The sequence below is a fragment of the Cupriavidus sp. BIC8F genome, from assembly GCF_032465815.1.
Lineage (GTDB): Bacteria > Pseudomonadota > Gammaproteobacteria > Burkholderiales > Burkholderiaceae > Cupriavidus > Cupriavidus necator.
On the sequence record NZ_CP136095.1, the window covers coordinates 1,518,712 to 1,541,856 of the forward strand.

General features: G+C 66.6%; 16 protein-coding genes. 3 read left to right on the top strand and 13 right to left on the bottom strand.

What is annotated here, in order from left to right; genetic code table 11:
• Window positions 1–2: 2 nt before the first annotated feature.
• The 8 genes from RS901_RS27085 to RS901_RS27120 all read right to left on the bottom strand — a co-directional run bounded on the left by RS901_RS27085 (window position 3) and on the right by RS901_RS27120 (window position 10,738).
• Entirely contained in the window at window positions 3–1,205 is a 1,203-nt protein-coding gene (locus RS901_RS27085) for an MFS transporter (RefSeq protein ID WP_316157217.1), read from the bottom strand.
• The gene (locus RS901_RS27090) at window positions 1,202–2,686 is read right to left on the bottom strand and encodes an IucA/IucC family protein (RefSeq protein WP_410054238.1); all 1,485 of its coding nucleotides are present in this window, start codon (window positions 2,684–2,686) and stop codon (window positions 1,202–1,204) included. Before RS901_RS27090 ends, RS901_RS27085 begins: the two co-directional genes overlap by 4 nt.
• 296 nt (window positions 2,687–2,982) lie before the next feature.
• Complete coding sequence (gene sbnB / locus RS901_RS27095; protein WP_316157219.1) at window positions 2,983–4,011, bottom strand: 2,3-diaminopropionate biosynthesis protein SbnB; 1,029 nt, start codon at window positions 4,009–4,011, stop codon at window positions 2,983–2,985.
• Entirely contained in the window at window positions 4,008–5,030 is a 1,023-nt protein-coding gene (sbnA, locus tag RS901_RS27100) for a 2,3-diaminopropionate biosynthesis protein SbnA (protein WP_316157220.1), read from the bottom strand. The genes sbnB and sbnA overlap by 4 nt, the downstream gene beginning before the upstream one ends.
• 142 nt (window positions 5,031–5,172) lie before the next feature.
• Window positions 5,173–7,467, bottom strand: coding sequence for a TonB-dependent siderophore receptor (locus RS901_RS27105; RefSeq protein WP_316157221.1), 2,295 nt, complete (start codon window positions 7,465–7,467; stop codon window positions 5,173–5,175).
• A gap of 253 nt (window positions 7,468–7,720) precedes the next feature.
• Window positions 7,721–8,239 carry a thioredoxin family protein gene (locus RS901_RS27110; protein WP_316157222.1) on the bottom strand — a complete coding sequence of 173 codons (519 nt, stop codon included), beginning with the start codon at window positions 8,237–8,239 and terminating at the stop codon, window positions 7,721–7,723.
• A gap of 3 nt (window positions 8,240–8,242) precedes the next feature.
• The gene (locus RS901_RS27115) at window positions 8,243–8,944 is read right to left on the bottom strand and encodes a cytochrome c biogenesis CcdA family protein (protein ID WP_316157223.1); all 702 of its coding nucleotides are present in this window, start codon (window positions 8,942–8,944) and stop codon (window positions 8,243–8,245) included.
• Window positions 8,945–9,214: 270 nt separating this feature from the next.
• Window positions 9,215–10,738, bottom strand: a complete 1,524-nt coding sequence (locus RS901_RS27120; protein ID WP_316157224.1) for a Fic family protein — start codon at window positions 10,736–10,738, stop codon at window positions 9,215–9,217.
• 1,084 nt (window positions 10,739–11,822) lie between these two features.
• Here RS901_RS27120 and oxlT point away from each other — a divergent pair.
• Both oxlT and RS901_RS27130 read left to right on the top strand, forming a co-directional pair.
• The gene (oxlT, locus tag RS901_RS27125; RefSeq protein WP_316157225.1) at window positions 11,823–13,142 is read left to right on the top strand and encodes an oxalate/formate MFS antiporter; all 1,320 of its coding nucleotides are present in this window, start codon (window positions 11,823–11,825) and stop codon (window positions 13,140–13,142) included.
• Window positions 13,143–13,339: 197 nt separating this feature from the next.
• Window positions 13,340–13,633, top strand: a complete 294-nt coding sequence (locus RS901_RS27130; protein WP_316157226.1) for a DUF2917 domain-containing protein — start codon at window positions 13,340–13,342, stop codon at window positions 13,631–13,633.
• Here RS901_RS27130 and RS901_RS27135 read toward each other — a convergent pair.
• On the bottom strand, window positions 13,602–14,534 hold the full coding sequence (locus RS901_RS27135) for a LysR substrate-binding domain-containing protein (RefSeq protein WP_316157227.1): 933 nt from the start codon (window positions 14,532–14,534) through the stop codon (window positions 13,602–13,604). The two genes, RS901_RS27130 and RS901_RS27135, sit on opposite strands and share 32 nt — an antisense overlap.
• Before the next feature lie 174 nt (window positions 14,535–14,708).
• On the opposite strand from RS901_RS27135, the gene RS901_RS27140 reads away from it, so the two are divergent.
• A complete protein-coding gene (locus RS901_RS27140; RefSeq protein WP_316157228.1) occupies window positions 14,709–16,004 on the top strand; it encodes an MFS transporter in 1,296 nt (431 codons plus the stop codon).
• A gap of 171 nt (window positions 16,005–16,175) precedes the next feature.
• Here the strand turns inward: RS901_RS27140 and RS901_RS27145 are convergent, their stop codons facing one another.
• The 4 genes from RS901_RS27145 to RS901_RS27160 form a co-directional block, all read right to left on the bottom strand.
• Complete coding sequence (locus tag RS901_RS27145) at window positions 16,176–17,393, bottom strand: polysaccharide pyruvyl transferase family protein (protein WP_410054239.1); 1,218 nt, start codon at window positions 17,391–17,393, stop codon at window positions 16,176–16,178.
• Window positions 17,394–17,403: 10 nt separating this feature from the next.
• Window positions 17,404–20,802, bottom strand: coding sequence for an adenylate/guanylate cyclase domain-containing protein (locus RS901_RS27150; protein WP_316157230.1), 3,399 nt, complete (start codon window positions 20,800–20,802; stop codon window positions 17,404–17,406).
• Window positions 20,803–20,944: 142 nt separating this feature from the next.
• Complete coding sequence (locus RS901_RS27155) at window positions 20,945–22,147, bottom strand: chromate transporter (RefSeq protein ID WP_316157231.1); 1,203 nt, start codon at window positions 22,145–22,147, stop codon at window positions 20,945–20,947.
• A gap of 24 nt (window positions 22,148–22,171) precedes the next feature.
• Window positions 22,172–23,128, bottom strand: a complete 957-nt coding sequence (locus tag RS901_RS27160) for a chromate resistance protein ChrB domain-containing protein (RefSeq protein WP_316157232.1) — start codon at window positions 23,126–23,128, stop codon at window positions 22,172–22,174.
• Window positions 23,129–23,145 lie beyond the last annotated feature (17 nt).

The window sequence follows — 23,145 nt, forward strand, 5'->3', positions numbered from 1 at the left end:
AGTTACCTCGCATCAGTGACGGTGGCAAACAACGATGAGCGATCAGGGACGACGAGTGCGGCGGCCAGCGCGAACATGGCGGCGATCAGCCATAGCGTGCCCGCCGGGTCGGAGCGTGGCAGCCATGCCATCACCGCCAGCGGCCCGACGAGTTGCCCGGCGGTCATGGCGCTCTTGGCGATGCCGGTTGCGCTGCCGTGCAAACTCGCGGGCAGGCGGGCGCAACAATAGGACAGCATGGATTGCGCGAGCGCGGCGAACAGCGCGCCCTGCACGATCCTGAGCGCGCCGATCTGCCAGAGCGCATCGGCAAGCGGCAGCAACGCCAGCGCGACCGCACAGCCGCCGGCGGCCAGCATGAATGCGCGCACGGTCGTGCCGCGGTCGCTGAGCGCGCCCCACAGCGGGCTGGCGAGCATCGCGGCCAGCCAGCCCAGTGCGTGCAGGAAGCCCGTCTTGCTGCCGAGCAGGGCATCGTGCGGGCAGCGCTGCTGCAGGTAGAGCGCGAACACGTTCACCAGCGCGAACGCGCCGGCCTGCGTCAGGCAGCCGGCCAGCAGCCAGCGGCGCAGCGACGCGTCCGCCAGCATGGCGGCGAATCCGCGCGGCGAGCCGGCGCCTGGCGACGCCTGTGGCGCCGGCTCGCGCAGCCGCCATGCGAGCAGCAGCGTCAGCACGGCATTGGCCGCGGCCACTGCAAGCAGCATCGGCCGCACCGTCCACCAGTCCTGCAGCACGCCGCCGAGCACGGGGCCCAGCAGCGCGCCCGTGGCCACGGCCGATTCCTGCATGCCAAAGGCGCGGCCGCGCATGCCAGGCGTGCTGACGCGGCCGATGCAGATGGTCAGCAAGACGCCGACGGCGCTCGCGCCCTGCAGCAGGCGGCCGGCCATGAAGCCGGCCACGTGCGTGGACAGCCCCATCAGCAGCAGGCTGGCGGTGAAGGCCGACAACGACAGCAGCAAGGGCCGGCGATAGCCCCATCGTTCGCACCAGCTGCCGGCGAACGGCGCCAGCAGCAGCGCGCCGACGCCCGGCGCGGCCAGCGCCAGGCTGCTCCAGTGCGCGGCAGCGGGGCCGGCGAGGTCGCGCAGGTAGAGCGGCATGATCGGCACCAGCGTCATCAGGCCCGTCGTCACCACCGCCTGGCCGGCCAGCAGCAGTGCGATGTCGCGCGACGGGCCGGCTTGCGGCGCCGGCGTCATGACGGGACTCCACTCTCGCGCAGCGGGTTGCGCAGGCTGCCGAGCGCGCTGGGCATGCCGGTGCTGGCGGTGTCCCGCGCCAGCAGCGGCGCAAGCAATTGCTTGAACGGCCATTCTGGCGCATCCAGCAGCGCGGTCCGCGCAATCTCTGCGGTCCGGTTGCCGGCACCGGTGGGCAGCAATCGGGCGATCTCCTCGCGCAGGATGCGCCAGCCCGTGCGCTCGTCGCTGTCGAAGGCCACTGCGATCGCGGCGGCGATGGCGTACAGGTTGACCTCGATCGCCAGCGTCTGGAAGTACGCGAGCAGTTGCGCCGGCGCATCGAGCATCAGCGTATTCGGCGTGGCGGTGTCCACGGCGTACGCGGGCACGTCCACGCCGGCCTCCGCGAGCAGGGACGGGCAGATGCGCAGCGTGTCGTGATCGCGCAGCAGCAGTGCCCGCGGGCCTGCCTCGCCGACCAACAGCACGACGTTTTGCCCATGCAGCTCGGGCATGACGCCGTTGGCAAAGCAACGCAGGCCGGTTTCGAGCAGCAGGGCCGCGATGCAACGGAATGCCGCCCAGGCCTCGTCGGCATCGGTGCAGGACAGCCGGCGCAGCGCCGGCAGGTCATTGCTGGCGGTCAGCGCCGCGCACGCCGCCATGGGCAACAGCCACGTGCCAGCCGCCAGGTCGCCGGGGTAGCGCCTGAGCACGCAGGCGAGCTCGCCCGGCTCAGCGATCAGCGAGTCGTGCTGGCGCAGTGCCCACCAGTCGCGCTCGTCGCAAAGCAGCAGGTGCTGGCCGAGCCACGGATCGCGCGCCCGCAGCTGCGCCAGGCACTGCTGCGCGAGCGCACCGTTGTGCAGGTAGCGCGCGGGCAGGGTGCGCCTGGCCCCCAGTGCCTGCACGCCCAGCGACAGCTTGAGGTGGAGCTCGGGCCGCCCATGCATGACGAGCGAGCGCAGTGAGGCGGTCGGGTAGGCCGCGCCGATGCCGCTGCCGAGGTCGATGCATGGCGCTGGCCCGCTGGCGGCGGCGTGGGCCTGCTGCTGCCATTGCCACGGGTGCACCGGCATCCACAGGTAGCCGCGCTGCGCGCCGGCGGCTTCCGCGCGTGCCGCCAGGCGGTCGAGTTCGTCGGGCGGCAGCAGCGAACGGGCCAGCGGTTGCGCTGACGCTTCCATCTCCGAACCGGTCCGGAGCCGGTGCAACGGCACGGCAATCCAGTGCAGCCATACGGGCTGGCCGGATTCCGCGTCGAAGCCGGCGTGCGGCCCGGCCGCATCGCCCCAGGCCTTGGCGCGGGCGAGCGGATGGAAGGGGCGGTCGCGCAGGCAGCAAACCGCCTCCCAGGACAGCAGTGCGCGCGGCGCCGCCGCGAGCCGCTCCAGGATGGCCGGCTCGTGCGCAAGCGTGTGCGCGGCTTGCGCCTCGGCCAGCGCGAACAGCGCCTGCAGGCGCCCGCCGCGGCCGGGCCACCAGTCCGCCGACTGCAAGGCTTCCAGCGCCGCGGCGGCGCCGAGCGCCATGGCGCTGCCGTCGCGTTGCAGGACCACGGGCGGCCGGTCATCGCCGGCGCCAAGCTGCAACGGCCTGGGGCCGTCAAGGCGGCGGCCAAGCCAAAGCAGCGTGCCGGCCGCACCCAGGTCGACGGCGAGCGCGGCCAGCGGCGTGTCGTCGGCGGCTACCAGCCGGCAGTGCTCGCGCATGCCGTACAGGTCCTCCTGCCACAACGCATCCAGCAGATCCTGCGCCAGCATCCGCTCGCGTACGGGGTCGTGTGGCAGCACCGTCATAGCAGGGGCAGGCGGACGCCGACGTCGCGCTGCAGCGCGAGCTGGTAGAAATGGCGCGCGCACACCATATCGTCCAGCGCCATGCCCATCGGGTTAAGCAGGATGATCTCGTCGTCGCGCTCGCGCCCCGGCTTCGCGCCGATCACGATCTCGCCCAGCTCGGCATGCAGCTGCTCGCGGCTGAAGCGGCCTTCCAGCACCAGCTGGTTGATGATCTTCTTCTCGCGGTTGGACTGGTCCCAGTCGTCCACCACGACCTTGTCGACCTTCTCGTAGACGTCCTTGTGCACGTCCATGATCGAGACGTTGGCGACAAAGGCGCCGGGCTTGAGCCAGGCATGCTCCAGGTAGGGCGCATCCGCAACCGTGCAGGTGACGGTCACGTCGGCGGCACGCACCGCGGCCTCGGCGCTGGCCGACAGCTCCCAGCCAACCGCCGGGAAGCGCGCGCCCAGCTGGCTGCGCATTGCCTGCATGGCATCGCGCGACAGGTCGAACAGGTGGATGCAGCGGATGCCCGGGAACTGCTCCAGCAGCGTCTGCAGCTGCATGCGCGCGATCGGGCCGCAGCCGATGCAGGCCACCTCGGTAAAGCCCGCGCGCGCCAGGTGGCGCGTGGCCACCGCGGTGATGGCCGCGGTGCGCATGCCGCTGATCAGCCCGCCTTCCATGAGGGCGACGGGGTAGTTGGTCTGGGCGTCGTTGAGCACGATCACGGCGCTGGCGCGCTCCAGGCCGTGGCGCTGCGGGTTGTGCTGGCGGCTGCCGATCCACTTGATGCCGGCGACCGGGTTGTCGCCGCCGACGTAGCAGGGCATCGCAATGATGCGGTCGGCGATATGGTCGGCGCCGGTCCAGCGCAGGTAGGGCTTGAGCGGCTGCACGCATTCGCCGCGCGCATGCAGCGCCAGGCCTTCGGCAATGGCCTGCACGAAGGCGTCGGAATGGTCGGCGCCAAGGGCGATCAGGTCGGCGCGGCTGAGGTAGCGCAGCTCGGCTGCGGGCGTCTGGATGGGGGCGTTCATGCGGTCACTCCGTGTGCAGGGATGGGCGATTGCGCGGCAGCCGAAGCCGTGCGCGCGCGATGGATGGCGGCGACGCGTTCCAGCCACGCGTCGTCGTAGACGGTGTCGAGATAGCGCTCGCCGCGGTCAGGAAACAGGGTGAGGATGCGGGGCGGGCGTGCGCTGCGCGGCAGGTCCTGCAGCAGGCGTCCGATCGCGGCAACCACGGCGCCGGACGACCCGCCGGCAAAGATGCCTTCCTGCGCCAGCAGGCGCCGGCAGCCGAGGGCCGCCGCGTGGTCGTCCACATGGATGACCTGGTCGATTTCTTCGCGGCACAGCAGCTCCGGCACGCGGCTCGCGCCGATGCCCGGCAGCTCGCGGCTGGCCGGCGCATGCCCGAACAGCACCGAGCCGGCGGCGTCCACGCCCACCACCTTCAGCGCGGGCCACGCCTCGCGCAGCCGGCGCGCGATGCCGTGCACCGTGCCCGAGGTGCTGACGCCGAGCACCAGCATGTCGACCGGCCGGTCGAGCTGGCGCAGGATTTCCTCGCCTTCGCCGTGGTAATGGCTTTCCCAGTTGCGCGGATTGCCGTACTGGTTGATCCAGATCGCATCCGGCAGGTCGCGCAGCATCTGCCGCACCCGCGCGATACGCGTTTCCAGGTAGCCGCCCTGGCTGTCCTTCTCGGTCACCAGCTCGATCCCGGCGCCATAGCAGCGCAGGATCGTCAGGTTGGTCTGCGAGATCTTCGGGTCGACCACGGCGGTGAAGCGCAGTCCCTTCAGCCGGCATACCATGGCCAGCGCGATCGCCAGGTTGCCCGACGAGCTTTCGATGATGTGGGCGTTGGCGCCGATGGTGCCTTCGGCGAGGCCCTTTTCGATGATGTAGCGGGCAGGGCGGTCCTTGACGCTGCCGGCGGGATTGAATAGCTCCAGCTTGGCAAAGACCTCGGCCCCGGTGTCCCCGAACAGGCGGCGCAGATGGACCACGGGTGTCCCGCCGATACTCTCGATGATGCTGTTGCAAACCATGGCTTACCCCTCATTCGATGTTGCCCGGCACCGTGCCTGGGCAATTTGTATCGCTTTGGAAATGAGAATTATTTACATCTGAGTTTAAAAAAATGCCGGTCGACGATGGTCCCGACAAGGCCATCGCCGTCCGGCGGCTGCTTTACCAGCGGTGCTGGTACATCGCGGTCAGCGTGATGCCCGCAGCCGGCAGGCGGCTGGTGTTGTTGCTGTTGCGCATCAGCTGGCTGTACAACGGGTAGTAGTAGCGGTTGAACAGGTTCTCGATCCCCACCGTGATCGTGTCCTTCTTGCTGACCTGGTAGCGGCTGATCAGGTCGACGGTGGTGTAGCTGCTGACCTCGCGCCGCCCGAAGCTGTTCTGGTCGTTGAGCCGGTAGTCGCGGCCGCCGTAGTAGGTCACCTGCAGGCGGTTGCTCCACGTGCTGATCGGACGGTACTGGACGTAGGCGGTCAGCTTCAGCGGCGGGATGCGATAGCCGGTCATGTTCTGGAAGCTGCTGCTGCCTTGCGGCTGCTCGCGGCCGTTGATCCAGGTGAACGTGCCGCCGGCGCCCCAGGTCTCGCTGTCGCTCAGGTAGTCGGCAGAGGCCTCCACGCCCGCGATGTGCTCCTTGGTGCGGGTCAGGATCAGGCCGTTGTTGAAGCTCTGCACGTCGCCCAGTTGCGAGGTGGTGTAGAACAGCGCCAGGCTCGCCATCGTATTGCCGAACGCGCCGCGCCAGCCGATCTCATAGTTGTTGGTCTTGACCGGCTCAAGACTCGACGAATTGATATCGAAGCCCGGGCGCGCATTGCGGATCTGCAGGCCGATATCGGGCAACTGGAAGCCCTGGCCGAACGAGGCATAGAACTCCTGGTTCTTCACCGGCGCGTACGCACCGCCGATATTGAACAGCCAGGCGCCGTAGTTGACCGTGCCGCCCTGGACCGCGACCGGGTTGCTGACCTTCGATTGCGACAGCGGCACAAAGTCGTCGAAGCTGGCGTTGGCGCGCTCGTAGCGCACGCCGCCCTCCATCGACCACTGCTCGTTGAACTTGTGCTGCAGCTGCCCGAAGACGCCGCCGCTGCGGGTGGTCAGCGGCGGCATGTAGGTCAGCGAACCGGTCTTGTTGAAGACCAGGCCGCCGCTCTGGTCGTAGGCGCGCGGATCGAACACATCGAGCGGCATGTCGCTGCGCTCCTGGTTGTAGTCCGCGCCCCACAGCAGCTTGGTCTTCTTGTCCGCGCCCAGCGGGGTGCTGATGGTCAGGCGCCCGCCAAACACGTCGCTGTTCTGGCTGACCTGGTCCACGTTGCCGCCACGCGTGGCCACCGCGCGCGCATCGAACGGCGGGAAGCGGGTGAAGTAGTCGCGGTAGTAGATCTGGGTGGACACCGTGCTGCCGAGCAGGTCCAGGTTCTGGTAGCCCAGGTTGACCACGGTGTTGCGCAGTTCGTTCTGGTTTTCGAGCTGCAGCCCCTTGATCGCGCGCGCGGCCGCGGTGCCAGGCGGCAGCTTGGCCACCGAGGGATCGGAGGCGTAGTCGGTGTTCTGCTTGGCCTGGTACTGGCTCACGCTCAGTTCGATGCGCTGCTGGCTGTCGATACGCCAGCCCAGCTTGCCGCTCACGTTGTAAACGTTGGAATCGAACAGGTCACCCTGGCTCGGCTCCGGCGCAATGCGGTGGCCGTGGGCGTCATAGGGGCTGCCGATATGCTGCGCGCCCAGGTGGAATGCGTAGTCGAGCGGCCCCTGGCTGCCGGAGAAGTGCTGCTGGACATTGGCGCTGAGCCCCTCCTTGCTCAGCCGCGTCAGCGGGGTGCCCAGCGTCACGGTGGTATCCGCGCTGGGCGGGCCGCCCGCAGGCCGCGTGGTGATCGCGATGATGCCGCCGTTGGCGCCGGCGCCGTAGATTGCGCTGCTGCCGCGCATGACCTCGATCTTCTCGATATTGCTGGGATCGATGGTGGCGAGGTTGCGCGCCGAATCCCGGTTGGTGTTGAGCGGAATGCCATCCACCAGGATCAGCGTGCCGCGGCCGCGCAGCGTCTGGCCGAAGTCCGTGACCGTGCGGCTGGAGTCCGCCATGCCCGGGATCAGCTTGCTCAGCATGGTCGCGAGATTGTTGGAACCCACCTTCAGTTCCTCGATTTCCTCGCGTTCCAGCACCGTTACCTGGCGCGTCGGGCTGACGAGGTCGCTCTTGATCCGGTCGACCCTGACCTCCACCGCATTCAGTTCGCCACCGTCGGCCTTGGCCGGCGGGCTGTCCTGCTTTGTGCCCGCACCGGATGTGCCGGTTTGCGCGACGGCGGACGCGGCGGACACTGCCTGTGCCTCGGACAGCAGCGGAGTGCCCGCGCCGATGGCGGCCACGAGAAGAGCGAGCGGACGGACCCGGCAGCGGCCGGCCGGCCCCGCCAGGGTGACTGAGCGTGTTGCGGTTTGCATGGTGATGGTCAGGCCAACGTAATGATGTGCGTAATGTGCTGTAATAGAACTCCGTGAATTGTAATAGTAATGATTCGCATTAACAACCGATTGTGGAGGAATCTGAATTTTCGTCGGGGTGTGCCGGGAAACCGGCTCGGATGTGTCTTGGGACCCGAGACAGGTTCCAAGGGCTGGGCCGTGCCTGAAAGCACGGCCCGGGGCGCGGCAGGCTCGTTCGCCATCCGCGCTCGATGGCAGCGGTATGACAGCCTTACTTGCGTCCGGCCAGCGCCTTCTGGATGGCCGCTTCGGTCTCGGCGTAATCCCCTTCGCCAAAGTGCTTGTAGACCACGGTGCCGTTTGCATCGACCAGGTAGAGCGCCGGCCAGTACTGGTTGTGCCAGGCGTTCCAGGTGGCATAGGCGTTGTCCTGCGCGACCGGGTAGCGGATATCGAAGCGCTTGAGCGCTGCCTGCACGTTGGCGGTGGACTTCTCGAAGGGGAACTCCGGGGTGTGGACGCCAACCACAACCAGGCCCTTGTCGCGGTATTTGTCGTACCACTGCCGCACATGGGGCAGCGTGTTGATGCAGTTGATGCAGCTGTAGGTCCAGAAATCGACCAGCACGACCTTGCCGCGCAGCCCGGCAACGGTCAGCGGTTCAGTGTTGAGCCACTTGTCGATGCCGGTGAATTCAGGCGCCTTGCCATAGTCGGCAGGGGCGGCGGCGGCATGTTGGGCGGCAACGATGGCGGTGGTGGCCAGCAGGGTACGAAGGAAGCGGTGCATGGTTCAGGCTCCAGGTTGGGAGGCAGGGAAAAGGGAGGTCAGCCAGGCGACGGCAAGCGTGTCGTACTGGAAGTACATGGCGATGGCGGTCGCCACCACCAGCACGCCGAAGCCTTGCTGCAGCCGGTGCGTGTGACGCGCCAGGCGGCGCACGTGGGTGGTGGCGAACTGGCCGCCATAGGCAACGCCCAGCATCGGGATGGCCGCGCCAGCCGCGAACAGCGCCAGCAGCCCGGCGGCGCGATGCAGGTCTTGCGCCTTGGCCACCAGCGCGAGGATCGACGCCAGCACCGGCCCGGCGCATGGGGTCCACACCGCGCCCAGTGTCATGCCCAGCACAAAACCGCCGGCCACGCCGGTGCCGGTCCGGCCGCCGGCGCCCGCCAGGCGGTCGACCACGCCGGCGAACGGGGCCGCCAGGCGCTCGAAGCCCGCCGGCCAGAGCCGCGCCAGGCCGGCGCCCAGCAGGAACAGGATGGCTGCGTTGCGCACTACGCCTGGGGCTTCGCTGAAGGCGCTGGACAGGGCGCCGAAGACGATGCCCAGCGCGGAAAAGGCGCTGACGAAGCCAAGCGCGATCGCCAGCGGGCGCAGCCGGCCGGATTCGCCCACCGAGCCGGCGAGCAGCATGGGCAGCACCGGCAGCACACAGGGCGAGGCAATGGTCAGCACGCCGGCGGCAAAGGCAAGGAAGGCGTCGATCATGGGCGGCCCCCGTTGGCGTGCGCGGTGCCGTAGCAGGCACGATGGCAGGGGCGGGGCGGCGGATGGATGGCGACGATGGACATGGCGGAGAACTCCCGGTGTTGGCGATAGACGCATTCCACCGTCCGCACGTATCCCGGCTGTTTCCGCTTCCCGGCATCCGTGCAATCTTTCATGTCTGCAGCGGCCCGGGATACAGAGCGATACATAGTGGCGCCGCACCCGCCGCACGGTGACCGCACCGTGCAGTGCAAACGCTGTGCCGCCGCTTCAGCGGCTGCCGTGGAGCTCGAGGTATTCCGTGAATTCGTCGCGCACGACGGCTTCAATGCGGGCGAGCTCGTCGTCCGTGATGTCTTCGAACAGCTTGCGCTTGCGCCTGGACAGCTCGCCGTGGTTCTGGACGATCAGGTCGATCAGGTTTGACAGGCGTGACTGGCGCAGGTCGAGCCAGCTTTCCAGGCGTGTGACGCTGGCATCGTAAGCGCGCAGGTACTGGATCTCCTGCGCAAGGTCTTGCTCGACGCACTGCTCGATGCATTCGAAGACGAATTCGCACAGCGCTGTCGCATCAAAGGATGCGTAGAGCCAGCCGGGCTGGGGCGACTTGATCAGGATCGTGTCGCTGTCCGAATCCAGCGCGTAGTTGAGCAGGGCCGTCCGCGGGGCGGAATAGGATTTCAGCAGGGCGGCATAGGTATCGATTTGCTTGAGCATCCGCGCCGACACCGGCAGCACTACGCCATCGGGCGTGACACCGGCCTGGCGCAGCAAATGGTGGATGAGGAATCGATGGAGCCGGCCGTTGCCGTCGTAGAACGGGTGGGCGAAGACAAAGCCAAACGATACGCACGCCGCGGCCACGATCGGGTTTGCCGCCTGTGCCGCGACCAGGCCCGCCACCGCGGCAATCCCGTCCATCATCGCGCCAAGCTGCCCGGGCGGCGGGGGAATATAGTCCGCAATGTTGCGCATGCGCCCGCCGCGGGACAGCCAGTTCTGCTTGTCGCGATAGGAGAATTCGGCGCGCAGCCCCGAGATGATTTCGTTCTGCCACTCGCACAGCTGTTCTTCGGTAAGCGGGGCGGGATTGCCGGCGTACTCCAGCAATCGCCTGAACTTGGCGATCCGCTGGTTATCGGGGATCTCGTGCTCGATGGAGTAGGTCGATCGGGTTTCCGCGAGGTAGAGGTAGTCCACCGCGCGCGCCAGCAGCTCTGGCTCGAGCCGCTTGATGGCCGCGGCCACGCGGCCAGGGAGGTCGGCGTCAATGTACTGCGCCAGCTTCTCGGTGCGGCGCACCAGGGGGCAAAACGCGGCCGGGCCAAGGTGGTTGTTCTGGATGCCGAACTGCAGGTCCGGCGTTGCCGGGCCGGTCAGGTAGCGGGTCTCGTCCAGCGCCAGTACCCTGGGCGCCCCGGCCGGCAGCTTGTAGTCGAATTGCGCCCCGGCCAGCCATTTGGCATAGAACGCGCTCAGCCTCGCATAACGGGAGGTCGGGGTGGCCGCCAGCCACTCGCGTACAGCCTGCACCGCTTGCGCATGCTCGAACAGCGCCGCCAGCACGGTCAGGTCCAGGTGCTCCTTCTTCAGCGCGAACGTCAGGTGGTCCACGGTCGTGTCGGCGCCGCGGTAGCGGTTCCTTGGGTACACGGTGCGCGTGGTGCCGTCCGGTCCGGTGTGCGTGCTGAGGACCCCGGTCTTGTCGGCGAGGGCGGAGGTCGAGCGCAGCGGCGGGACGCGCAAGCCGAACTTGCGGATAAGCGCATCGTAGCCTAGTGGCGCATGAGACATATGAAGTCGCGATCCTTGGGTGCGGGTTTGCCCGGAGCTTACCAGAGTTTCTACAGAATTTACCGAAACATCTACTTGGTGGGAAAGCGCTTTCCATTCTATCTATAGCGATGGACGGGCAACCTGGTCGCCGGGCTTCCCAGGAGTTCTACAGCACTTACCGTTTCATCTACTCTCATGGGCAGCCTGGATGATCTTGTCTACAGGGCTTGCCTTCCGGCCCGGGTAGCGGGGCATCCGGTCGCCTGCAAATCGAAATACATCATGACAAAAATGCCATCTTCTGAATCGGCTCAAATGGCGTTCAGGGTTTTTCGGTAAATCCGTCAGGGTTTTCGAGGGTTTCTGGCCGCTACCCGGTACTAAGCATTTTTATTTGTTTATCTGGCTCGAATAATCGCCTATAACTGCATCTACATGCTGCGGCTGATGTCACGCATCATGCCTACGCCCGCCAGGCTTGCCTGCGGGCATTTTTTTTTGGGGGGGGATGTGTGGGTGCCGTTTATGCGGCATTAATCGCTCTGATTTATTTCGATCATCATTCGATGCGGTCAAAATCATGACATTTCTGTAATCATGACATCTTTGTAATCATTTTGACTGGCCCGAGGATCGCCTTCCCGGCATTACAAATTCGTAATGATGAGGTTTAAGTCCTTTTCCTCATTCATTCAAAACGAACGCTTATCTATCGGCGGCAATTCGCCTGAAAGCGGCTCCAGCAAAGGGTTTTGTGGTCATCGTGTGGCGCCTGGCGACGCTTTTATCCGGGGGCGACGATGCATATTCAGCGTGAATATTCGGTGCCGATCCTTCCCCGTCATTAATTCAGTGAAAACCCTGCCATGCCTTTCGCTTGACTTACTTGATATATCACATACTGTGTATCCCATCGCCACTCCGAACTTGAGAGAGGTGAGGTCGGAGACCTCAGGTCGGCGTCGGAAAAAGAGGCAAATAAATGCCAATGACACAGGAGACATGAAATGCCAACAGCCACCCTTATGCTGAGGCGCAGCGCGCCCGCATACCCGCCCGCACCCCCGCAATTGAATGGTCAAATGATTCAAGGAGCGCGCAAATGAGTAATCCATCGGCAGCGCTGGGCGCTAATCGCCAGGTCCCGGAAGGCACACGCTGGCTGCAATTGATTGTCGGTGTGGTCTGCATGATCGCCACCGCCAATATCCAGTACGCCTGGACCCTGTTCGTCCCTGAAATCCAGGGCACCTACGGCTGGTCGCGCGCCAGCATCCAGATCGCCTTCACCGTTTTCGTCCTCGTGCAGACCTGGCTGGCGCCGATCGAAGGCTATTTCATCGACAGGTTCGGCCCGCGCATGATGGTCGCCTTCGGCGCGGTCTTCATCGGCGCGGCGTGGTGCATCAACTCCCAGGCCACTACCCTGATGGGCTTCTACGTCGGCGCAGCCGTTGGCGGCCTTGGCGTGGGCTCGATCTACGCCACCTGCATCAACAACGCGCTCAAGTGGTTCCCGGACCGCCGCGGCCTTGCGGTGGGCCTGACCGCGGGCGGTTACGGCGCCGGCTCCGCGGCGACGATCCTGCCCATCGCGGCCATGATCGAGTCGCAGGGCTTCCAGCACACCTTCCTGTTCTTCGGCCTGCTGCAGGGCGGGCTCGCCTTTGTCGCGGCGTGGTTCCTGCGCGCACCAAAGGGTAGCGAGGTGAGGGCATCGCAGAAGCTGGTCCAGGCCACGCGCGACTACACGCTCAAGGAAGCGATGTCCACCAGGCTGTTCTGGCTGATGTTTGTGATGTTCATCCTGGTCGTCACCGGCGGCATGATGGCCGTGGCCCAGCTTGGCGTCATCGCCAAGGACCTGGGTGTGAAGGAGTTCAAGGTCGACCTGCACTTCTTCGTGATGGCCGCGCTGCCGCTCGCGCTGATGCTCGACCGGATCATGAACGGCATCTCGCGTCCGTTGTTCGGCTGGATCTCGGACAACATCGGCCGTGAGAAGACCATGGTCATCGCCTTCACCCTGGAAGGCTTGGGCATCATCGCGCTCGGCTACTTCGGCAGCAACCCGTACGCCTTCCTGATCCTGTCGGGCGTGGTGTTCCTGGCCTGGGGCGAGGTCTACTCGCTGTTCTCGGCACTGGCCGGCGATGCCTTCGGCACCAAGCACATCGGCAAGATCTACGGCGTGCTCTATACGGCCAAGGGCATCGGCGCACTGTTCGTGCCGGTCGGCAACCTGATGATGGAGGCGACCGGCACCTGGTCGACGGTGCTCTACACGGTTGCGGCCATGGACCTGACCGCTGCCTTCCTGGCGATCATGGTCTTGCGCCCGGTGCTGGCCAGCCATGTTGCCACCTCCAGGAGTCTGTTCTCGAAGGAGACGGCGGCGGCGGGGACGCAAGTGCCAGCCTGACGGACAGGCACGTGGGCGTTTCGCAGCAAGACGGGCGGGCATCTTCGGAAGCCCGCCTTTTCGTTTACGGGGGACTCGGCAATCCCGGTGGCTTTGCCGGGCCGTATGCGATCGGATAATGCATGGCTGGCCGACGCAATGCTCATGGCAAGCCGCGACGCCGGCTCTCACAATGAAATGGCTCACCGGAGCCTTTCATGCCATACACCCTTTGCCTTGAAGCGCAATGCCTGCGCCTGCACCTGCGGGCCGGCGCGGAACTGGTCTGCCGCGGCGGCAGCCTGTGGCTGACGTTCGAAACACGGGACAGGCCGTCCCCGGACGTCCTGCTCGCACCCGGCGAGCGCTATCGGCTGCATGGTGACGCCGACGTGTTTCTGGCGGCGCTGCACGGCGCGGGCCCCGTGTTGTGCGGGATCGAAGCGCCGCCACACCAGCGCCGTACCGGTTTTCCCTGGCTCAGGTGGCTTTGGGGCTCGCGCGTGTCCTGACGGTGCGTGCGGCTTCCTGGCAAATCCACTCGGCTACGCAGCTGACGTCCTCGCGCGGATGGGCGGAGGCATGGACCAGCCAGTACGCGTTGGGGCTCGGCGGCGCTTGTAGCGCCGTCGGCACGATCACCAGCTGGCCGCCATCGATCAGGGGCCGCACCAGCTCGAGCCGGCCCAGTGCGACGCCCTGTCCCGCCAGCGCCGCGTGGATGACCTGGTCGTACTGATTGAAGCGAAGCACGCCGTGCTGGCTCGCCTGGCGGTAGCCGCGCGGCTCGAGCCAGCTGCGCCATTGCAGCCACGGACGGGGATCGTCGAATTCCAGCAGCGGCAACTGAAGCAGCGCCTCGTCGTGCCGGGCGACCCCGGCCACCAGCGATGGATGGGCGACCGGGGCGATGTGTTCGCCGAACAGGCGCACGGCATCGGGCGGCGCCGCGGCATCGCGGCAATAGCGCACGGCGAGGTCAATGCCCTCGGCACGCAGGTCGCTGATACGGTTGCTGGCGGACAGGCGCACATCCAGATGCGGATGCGTCTTCTGCAGGTTCCCCAGCCGCGGCAGCAGCCACAAGCCGGTCACGCCGATGCTGGCGGTGACCGTGACGGCCCGCTGGCCCTCGTTGCGGCGCACCTCGGCCACCACGTCCTGCAGCTGCTGCAGCGCGCTGTCGGCGCTGCGAAACAGCCGTTCGCCCTCGGCGGTGAACGCAACGCCGCGATGCTTGCGCACGAACAGCGGCACCTTCAGCTGCTCCTCCAGTGCGTGGATCTGCCGGCTTACCGCCGACTGCGTCAGGCACAGGTCGTCCGCCGCCTGCGTAATGCTCATGCGTCGGCCGACGGCGACGAAGCCCTTGAGCAGGTCGAGCGGAAACAGCCGGACAAGCGGGACGGACATGCGGTGGCCTCCTGGCAGATTCGCGATACGCCATTACAGCACGATCCCCGGCCCTCTTGCCATGCGCGGTGCGCATGGCAGAACGACCAAATGATCGCTTGAAGCACGGCGCCAGGGCGGCTGCAATAGAGCCATCGCGCGCCTGCCGGCGCCATTGTCCGACAAGGGGCCGTCATGACTTCTCGCCTGCCACACACTTGCGCCGCCATCGCCACGCCGCAGTCCGCCACGCCATGGTGGCGTGAGCTGTGGGTGCTCGTGCTGGCGGGCGGCCTGCTGATGGGGCTGGCGTTGGGCGTGCGCCATGTGCAGGGTCTGTTCTTGCTGCCCATCATCGCCGAGCGCGGCTGGACCCGCGAGACCTTCGGCTTCGCGATGGCGGTGCAGAACCTGGTCTGGGGGCTGGCGCAGCCCTTCACTGGCATGCTGGCCGACCGGTACGGCTCATGGAAGGTGATGGCCGGCGGACTGGCGTTATATGCCGCCGGACTTTACGGAATGACCCAGGCAGACACGTCACCGGCCTTCGTCTGGTCGGCAGGCGTCTGCATCGGCATTGCGCTGTCCGGCACGACCTTCGGCGTGGTGTATGGCGCGCTGAGCAGAATGGCGGACGCCGCGCAGCGCAGCCGCGCGCTGGGCCTGGCCGGCGCCGTCGGCGGCATCGCGCAGTTCGCGCTGGTGCCGGCCGCGCAGGGGCTGCTGGTCGCATCGGGATGGGCGACCACGCTGCTGATGCTCGCCCTGGCACTGGCCGTGCTGCTGCCGCTTGCGTTGCCATTCCAGGACCGGATTGCCGCCGCGCCGGCACCGGCCGCGGATGAGACCACCGCGCCGAGCAGCGGCGGCCAGCCGCCGCTGCTCGGCGCGGTGCGCGAGGCCTTCGGACATTCCGGCTTCTGGCTGCTCAACCTCGGCTTTCTTGCCTGCGGCTTCCAGCTCGCCTTTATCGCCAGCCACTTGCCCGCCTATCTGCTGGATCGCGGCATGCGTCCGGCCGACGGCATGGCCGCGCTCGCCATCATCGCGCTCGCCAATGTGGCCGGCATCTACGTGTTCGGCCTGCTGGGCGACCGCCACAGCAAGAAATACCTGCTCGCCGGCATCTACCTCGTGCGTACCGCGGCGATGGCGCTGTTCCTGCTACTGCCGCTGAGCACGCCCACGTTGTACTTGTTCTGCGCGGCGATGGGCTTCCTGTGGCTCGGCACCGTGCCGCTGACCAGCGGGATCCTCTCACAGGTGTTCGGCGTGCGCTATCTCGCCACGCTGTTTGGCTTCGTGTTCTTCGGCCACCAGCTGGGCTCGTTCCTCGGCGTATGGCTGGGCGGGTTGGTGTTCGAGCTGACGCGCTCGTACGACCCGGTCTGGTTCAGCGCCATGACGCTGGGCGTACTGGCCGCGGCCTTGCACTTCCCGATCGACGACCGGCAGATCGTCAGGACCGGCCTCGTGCCGGCGCGGTCATGAGTCCGCGCCGCGGACCGGCGCTTGGCATATGGCTGTCGGTACTCGGCCTGGCGGGCCTGTGCATGGTGGCACTGACATCTTGGCTCGACCCGGCTTTTGCGCTGGCGTGGGTACAGCTGATGGCGATGTGCCGATAGCAGTAGCCATGCCTCGCAGTAGGGCCCGATCGCGCTAGTTCTCCTGAACCAGCTGGAATGCGGTCCTGCAGGCCCTGGCCCATTCCCAGGCCAATTCCCTGCGCTGGGCGGCCCGGATCGCCATCGCTTCGTCCAGGCCGGCCGCAAGATCCTGCACGGTGACCGCGGCCGGCGCCCCGGCCGCGCCCCAGGCCGCGGCAAAGGCGACTTGCTTGCTGGTGCCCGGAGGTTGTGCGGCCCGGAACAGGCCAAGCCGTGGCAGGAAAAAGGCACCGGCGACAATGCCGCCGTGCAGGCTGCTGCCGACAAAGCCCTGGCTGTGCGCAATCAGCGCACAGATATCCCACAGATTGAGCGAGTCGAACAGGACCACAGGCGTGCCGCGCAGCCGTGCCGCCAGGTGCTGGTAGCAAGCCAGGTCGTCGTGCCAGGGCGCGGCGCCGGCGCGAAACAGCACCAGGCCCAGGGTCCTGGCCCGGGCGATACGTTCGAGCTGGGCCGCCAGCTGTGAAAGGGTATCGTCGTCGCCAAAATCCGCGCTGAACTGCACGGCCAGGTATCCGCCAGGGAACCCTGACACGACGCGGGCGCACTCGCCCTGGCGGGCGCGCCGGCGGATGCAGTCGCCGAACAGCTCGGCCACCAGCACGGCCGGATCGGGCTCCAGGCGGCAGGCAATGCCGTTCTCCGCGAGCATGGCCCGGGTCTGATGGTCTCGTACCCCGACGCTGGTGGCGGCCCCGAGCTTGGCCACCACCTCGGCCCGCATGCCGGGCTCAACCGATCCAAGTGCAATGCCCCCGGCGGCGTGGACAATGACACGCCGGACATTGGCAAAGATGCCGGCCGGCAACAGGTAGGGGACCAAGTCCGGTACGCCCAGCTGCGCCTGGGCCCAGACCGTCCGCTCGTGCGGCCGGGCATCGAGCAGCGCCACCACCGCCCGGGCCTGCTCGGGAGGCTGCAGCATCACGGCCGCCTCCCAGAGCGAGCAGGTCAGGGTTTCGCCACCCACATGGATGACATCGACGGCGCTGTCGCCCACGGTGGCTGCCAGCCGCGCCAGGGTGTGGACCCGATGGCCGCCATGGATTCTCAGGTTGCGCTCGGCCAGGCCCCCGTAGAATGGGTTGGCCTGCCCGATCAGGCTTCGCATCACATGCGGCAGCAGCAGGTCGCCGAAGTTGTGGCGATCGAAAGCGCCAAACAGGATCGTGGGGAAGCCGGTGGTTCCTGACCGGGAGGCTGCCATGGCGTCAACGTCAGGCAAGCGCCAGGTCCTGCATGTCCGCGCTGTCGAAGCCTTCGGTGAATCCAGCCTTGATGCCGGCCAGCAACTGTGTGGCGGGTTCCACCTTGCCTTGCTGCCGCCACAGGTGCGCCAGGCTCAAGGCAGCCCGCAATTCGAACGACCTGGCATGTTGCTGTCGCGCGATGTCGATCGCCTTGTGGAAGCAAGCTTCCGCTTCCGCTTCCGCATTGCCATCAGGCCTGAGATCCGGCGAACCTTGTCCTTGCCGTATCAGCTCACCCTTGATGCGGTGCCACTCGGCTTCGCAATAGTGTTCCCCGGTCTTGTCCACCGCGTCTTTTGCCTCGGCAAGCGCGCTCAGGCCTGACTGCAATTGTCCCTGGCGTCCGTAGGCATGGGCCAGGAGACACTGGAAATGCGAATGCCCCAACGCCGCCCCCGTAGCGTGGTAGGCCGCCAGCCCCTCGCGCATCTGCGCGATGCCTGGCTCTGGCTGCCCCTGCTCGGCCAGCGCCCAACCGCGAAGGATGGTCGTCCACGCAAGCCAGAGCGGGAAACCTTGCTCGGTCGAGAGCGTGATGGCTGCCTCGGCGTATTCTTGCGTGAGTTGGGGCTCGCGGCGGAAGTGGTGCAGTTCTGCCGTCTGGCACAAGGCATGCGCAAGGCTGAAGGGGTGGGACAGCTGCCGTGCCAGCGCAAGCGCGTCCTGCGCGCTCTTGCTGGCCTGGTCAGGATAGCCAAGACTCCAGAGGACCAGGGCCGAAGTCGACAGGCCGCGTACCTCCGGATCCACGCCATGGACATTCAGGTGGGTGTGATGCGATCCTGCGCCGTAGAGCGCAAGCGCTTCACGCACGTGGGCATGCGCGATACTGAATCTGCCCAGGTAATACGAGGTCGTCGCAAGCGAGACATGGGCCTCGCCCAACAACTCCGGATCTTTCTTTTGCTCGGCCAGGTGCAGCAGTTGCTCCCCTAGTTCGTAGGCCTTCGCGTGCTCTGCACGCAGGGAGAAGTAGGTGCGCAACCCGACTAGCGTCGGAAAAAGCTCTGGTGTGTCCCTGGCCGGGCCGCACAGTGCCAGGGCGCGGCTGTAGGTCGCTTCCACCTCGGATGAGGCAAAGCCCCTGGCGGCAGTCAAGGCCGGCCCGATGGCAAGCCGCAGCGCGAGCTCCTGGCGGGCACGTTCCGGGGTGTCGGGCTGCCGGCCAAGCAGCGCCAGCGCGGCATTCAGGTGGCTGATCGCCTCGTGATAGGCAGACCGCTGCACGGCCTGCTGTCCGGTGTATTGCAGGTACTCCACCGCCTTCGGATCGTTGCCGCCAAGGCTGTAGTGCCGGGCCAGTTCGCTGTAGTGGTCTTTTAGCTGATTCTGGAAGAGTGCTTCGATCGCCTGGGCCGTGCGTTGGTGCAGCGCTGTGCGTTGCTCCGTGAGCAGGCTGTTGCCGGCCACCTCCTGGGTCAGCGCATGCTTGAACGTGTATTCGATATCGGGGAATGCTGGACGCTCATAAATGAACTCCCCCAATTCCAGCTGGGCGAGGAGAGGGCGCAACTGCTCATCCGGCTGCGCGACAACCCGCTGGATCAGGCTCAGGGAGAATTCCTTCCCGATCACGGCCAGGGTCTGCAACAAGTCCTTCCCGGCACGGGACAGCCGATCGATGCGGGCGGCCAGCACACCCTGTACTGTTGTCGGGATGTGCAGCGCGGCGGGCGTCTTCTCGATGCGGTAATGGCCGGGCTCGCCCAGCAGGGCTTTCTCCTCGCACAGGGTCTGCACCACCTCTTCCATAAAGAAGGGATTGCCCTCGGTCTTTTCCAGAATGAGGCCCTTGAGGGGCATCAGCGCGGGATCGTCTCCAAGGAGGGCGGCGAGCAGTTGCTGGGCCTCAGCCTGGCCCAATGGATCCAGCCGCAGCGGAATGTAAAAGTCCTTCTGGCCCCAGCCATGCTGGTACTCGGGCCGATAGTTCAGCAGCAGCAGGATCCTGGCGCCAGGAAGGCGGTCGATCAGCACATCCAGAAAGGCCTCGGTTTCACTGTCCAGCCATTGCAGGTCCTCGAACAGCAGAACAAGCGGCTGATTCCCGCTCTCGCGGCACAGCAGGTTCGTGATCGCCTCGAACGTGCGCTGGCGTCGGATCCGGGCATCCATGTTCGGCATTGCCGAACCGGGCTCGCTGATGCCCAGCAGGTGGAGCAGGTACGGCAGCACGTCCTCCAGTGCCCGGTCGAGCATCACGACCCGGCCGGCAACCTTTTCCCGGTACCTCCGTTCATCGTCGTGGGCTTCGATCTGGAAATAGTTCTTCACCAGTTCGATCAGCGGGAGGTAGGCAAAGGCCTTGCCGTGGGACACCGAGAATGTTTCCAGCGTCAGGCAACTGCCGGGCGAGCGCGCCTTGAACTCGTGGAACAGCCGCGACTTGCCGACCCCGGCTTCGCCAACCACGGCGACGATCTGGCCCTGGCCGGCCGCGGACCGTTCCAGTGCCCGTTGCAGCGTCTCCAGTTCGGCCTCACGCCCCACGAAGCGCGCCAGGCCGCGATGTGCCGCCACCTGCAGGCGGGTGCGCAGCGGCCCGGTTCCGGTCAGTTCATAGACAGCCAGCGGCATGGGAATGCCCTTGACCTGGGCCACGCCCAGCGGCTTGAACGCGAAGTATCCTTCGGCAAGCCTGTGGGTGGATTCGCTGACGAAAATGGACGAGAGGGCGGCCATGGTCTCCATCCTCGAGGCAATGTGGATGGTGTGGCCGACCGGGTCATAGTCCGTGTGCAGGTCGTCCTTGCGGATCGAGCGAACGACCACCTCGCCGGTATGGATGCCGACCCGGATCTGCAGCGAGATGCCTTGCTCCAGCCTGAGCCGGTCGCTGTGCCGCTGCATCGCCTTCTGCATGCGCAGCGCGGCGTAAAGCGCACGCTGGGGGTGGTCCTCATGGGCGATCGGTGCGCCGAACAGCGCCAGGATGCCGTCGCCCAAGGACTTGGCGACGTAGCCTTCGTAGTAGTGCACCGCCTCCATCATCAGTTCGATCACCGGGGTGATCAGGCGGTGTGCTTCCTCCGGATCCAGGTCATGGATCAGTGCGGTCGAGCCCGCCATGTCCGCGAACAGGACAGTGATGGTCTTGCGTTCGCCAGCGGGCTCGCCGCGGGCTTCAAGCGCTGCCTGCTCGCTCCGGATGCGCTCGGCCAGATGGGGCGGCGTGTAGGAGACCGGCGAGGTGGGCGCAGCGGGTGCCAGATCGCTGCAGGGCTCGCCGCAGGAACTGCAGAAGCGTGCCCCCGGGGGCACGGCGTAGCCGCAGCGCCGGCATTGGCGGATGAGGGGCCTGCCGCATTGTTGGCAAAAATTGGCGCCTATGGGGTTCTCAGATCCGCATCTTGTGCATTGCGCCATGGGACCCTCCTCGGGACGCCTCCTCCGTAGGATTAGATTCCCCAAAGCCGCACATCGCAAGTGGCTTCGGCCCCCAGGGCAGTGCGCTGGTTGTGCGCCCGAGACCGCAAAGCGATTTCATGGACTCGGCGCGGCACTCCCCTCAATGATGCATGAGCGGATAGACCACCAGGCCGATCAGCGCCGCGCCGGCCACGATCACGGGTTCGGGCAGCTTCCTGAACCTGAGCAGCAACGCTACCGTGCAAAGCGCCAGCAGCACCGTCGGCACATCCACGATCGAACGCCTGGCCAGCACGATCACCGCGCCGGTGATGGCTCCCACTGCGGCAGCGGTCACGCCATCGACAAAGGCCAGGATGGCGGGCAGCTTGCCGTATTTCTTGAAGTAGGGGGCCGGCAAGACGGTGAACAGGTAGCACGGCAGGAAGGTGGCCAGCGCCGCAACCGATGCGCCCGGAAAGCCGGCCACCAGGTAGCCGATAAAGCCGACGGTGATCACCACCGGGCCGGGCGTGATCATGGCCACCGCCACGGCATCCACGAACTGCTTGTCATTTAGCCAGTGGAAGTCGGTGACCACGCTGCCGTACAGGAACGGCACAATGGCCAGCCCCGAGCCGAACACGAAGGCGCCCGCCTTGGCAAAGAACACGGCAATCTGCGCCAGCAGGGGCCAGTCAATGGCGCCGGCCACGCCGCCGGCCAGGGGCAGCTGTGTCGCCGCGGCCGCGTGCAGGCCGCCCTGGCGCAGCCATTTTGGCGGGGCGCGCCAGAACCACACCAGCAGCCCGGCCGCGAGGAACATCCACGCGATTTCGGATTCGGTGACCACCGTGACCGCGGCAAGTACCAGGTAGATCGCCCACAGCAGGCGGTCCTTGCCCACGCTCTTGGTCGTGAGCTTGTACGCGCTGATCGCGATGATGCCGATCACCGCCGCCCCGACGCCGTAGAACACAGACTGCATCCACGTCAGGCCGCCAAAGCGCACATAGGCCCAGCCCAGCGCCAGCACCATCAGGAATGACGGCAGCACGAACGCGATCCCGACCAGCGTCGCGCCCGCGGTCCGGTAGTGGACATAGCCCAGATAGATGGCCAGCTGCGCGGCCAGCGGGCCGGGTGCCAGCTGTGCCAGGGCCAGCCCCTCCTTGTAGTCGGCGTCGGTGATCCACTGGCGCCGGTCCACCAGGTCGCGATGCATGTAGCCAGCCAGCGCCACCGGACCGCCGAAGCCGAACGTGCCCAGGCGCAGCATGTAGCCGACCAGCTGCCAGAGGGTGTAGCGCGGCCGTTCCGTGAGCGCGGCCGGAGGAGTCGGAGCCTGCGAGACGTTGCTCATGTCGTGGACCTCAGGGGCATGGTGCTATCGCTTTCCGGAAAAATGCACATAAAGGGAATCGAGGGTACGGCCGATTTCGGCCAGCAGCGCGTCGTCACCCGCCAGGCGCTCGCGCGCGCCGGCAAGCACGGCTTCGAACCCGCTGGCTTCGGGCACCTGGGCTCCGCCGATATCCAGGGCGTGGACCATGCTGGCCAGGTGGGCCAGTCCGCGGTCGGCGTCCAGCCCGAAGCTGCCCAGCAGCACCTCGAATGAAACCTTGTCGCCCACATGCGTGAAGGCGGCGCCGTCGAAGTCGAAACCCAGCGCGTCATCCGGGCAGTCCGCGGGATGCTCCAGCCACAGGAAGCGCGCATGCGGGTCGATAAAACGCTGGATCAGCCATGCGCAGGCAACCCGGTCCACCCACAGGTGGCGCCGCGTTGCCCAGTCGCGCCCCTGGTATTGGGCAGGATCCCGGCGCGGGATGCCGCCGCTTGCAGGCTGGGGCTCGCCTGGCGAGCGCAGGGTTTCGACCGCACTGTTGAAGTCCCGCCATTGCAAGGCGGCGTTGGCCGATGCGTCGTTGGGGAAGAAATCGGTCCCGGCGATGGCATCAAAGGCACGGCCGTGCCGGCGCAGCAGGCGGGCGATCCCGGCTTCATCCTGGCCGGACAAGCTCTTGCGGTCCTCGGAGAGGGCGGCCAGCCAGCCGGCGTAGTCGGCCGTGCGGTCAAACAGTGTCCGGTAGGCGTGAGCCTCCGCCGGATCATGCGCGCGCACGTTCAGCAGCCAGGCCTGGCCGCCTTCCTGGATGGTTTCATCGGCCAGGTCACGCAGTTGAGCGCTTTGCGCGCTTGCCGTCGGCAACAGATAGGCGCCGTCGCGCAGTGCAGCGCAGCCTAGTGCCTTGAGGGCTCGCCAGATGCGCATCCGGGCAGTAGCGCCCTTGGTCGGCAGGCTGATGACGAGGAGGGTCCACAGTTCCGGAGCTGGTTCCATGGGCCGATACTAAGTGC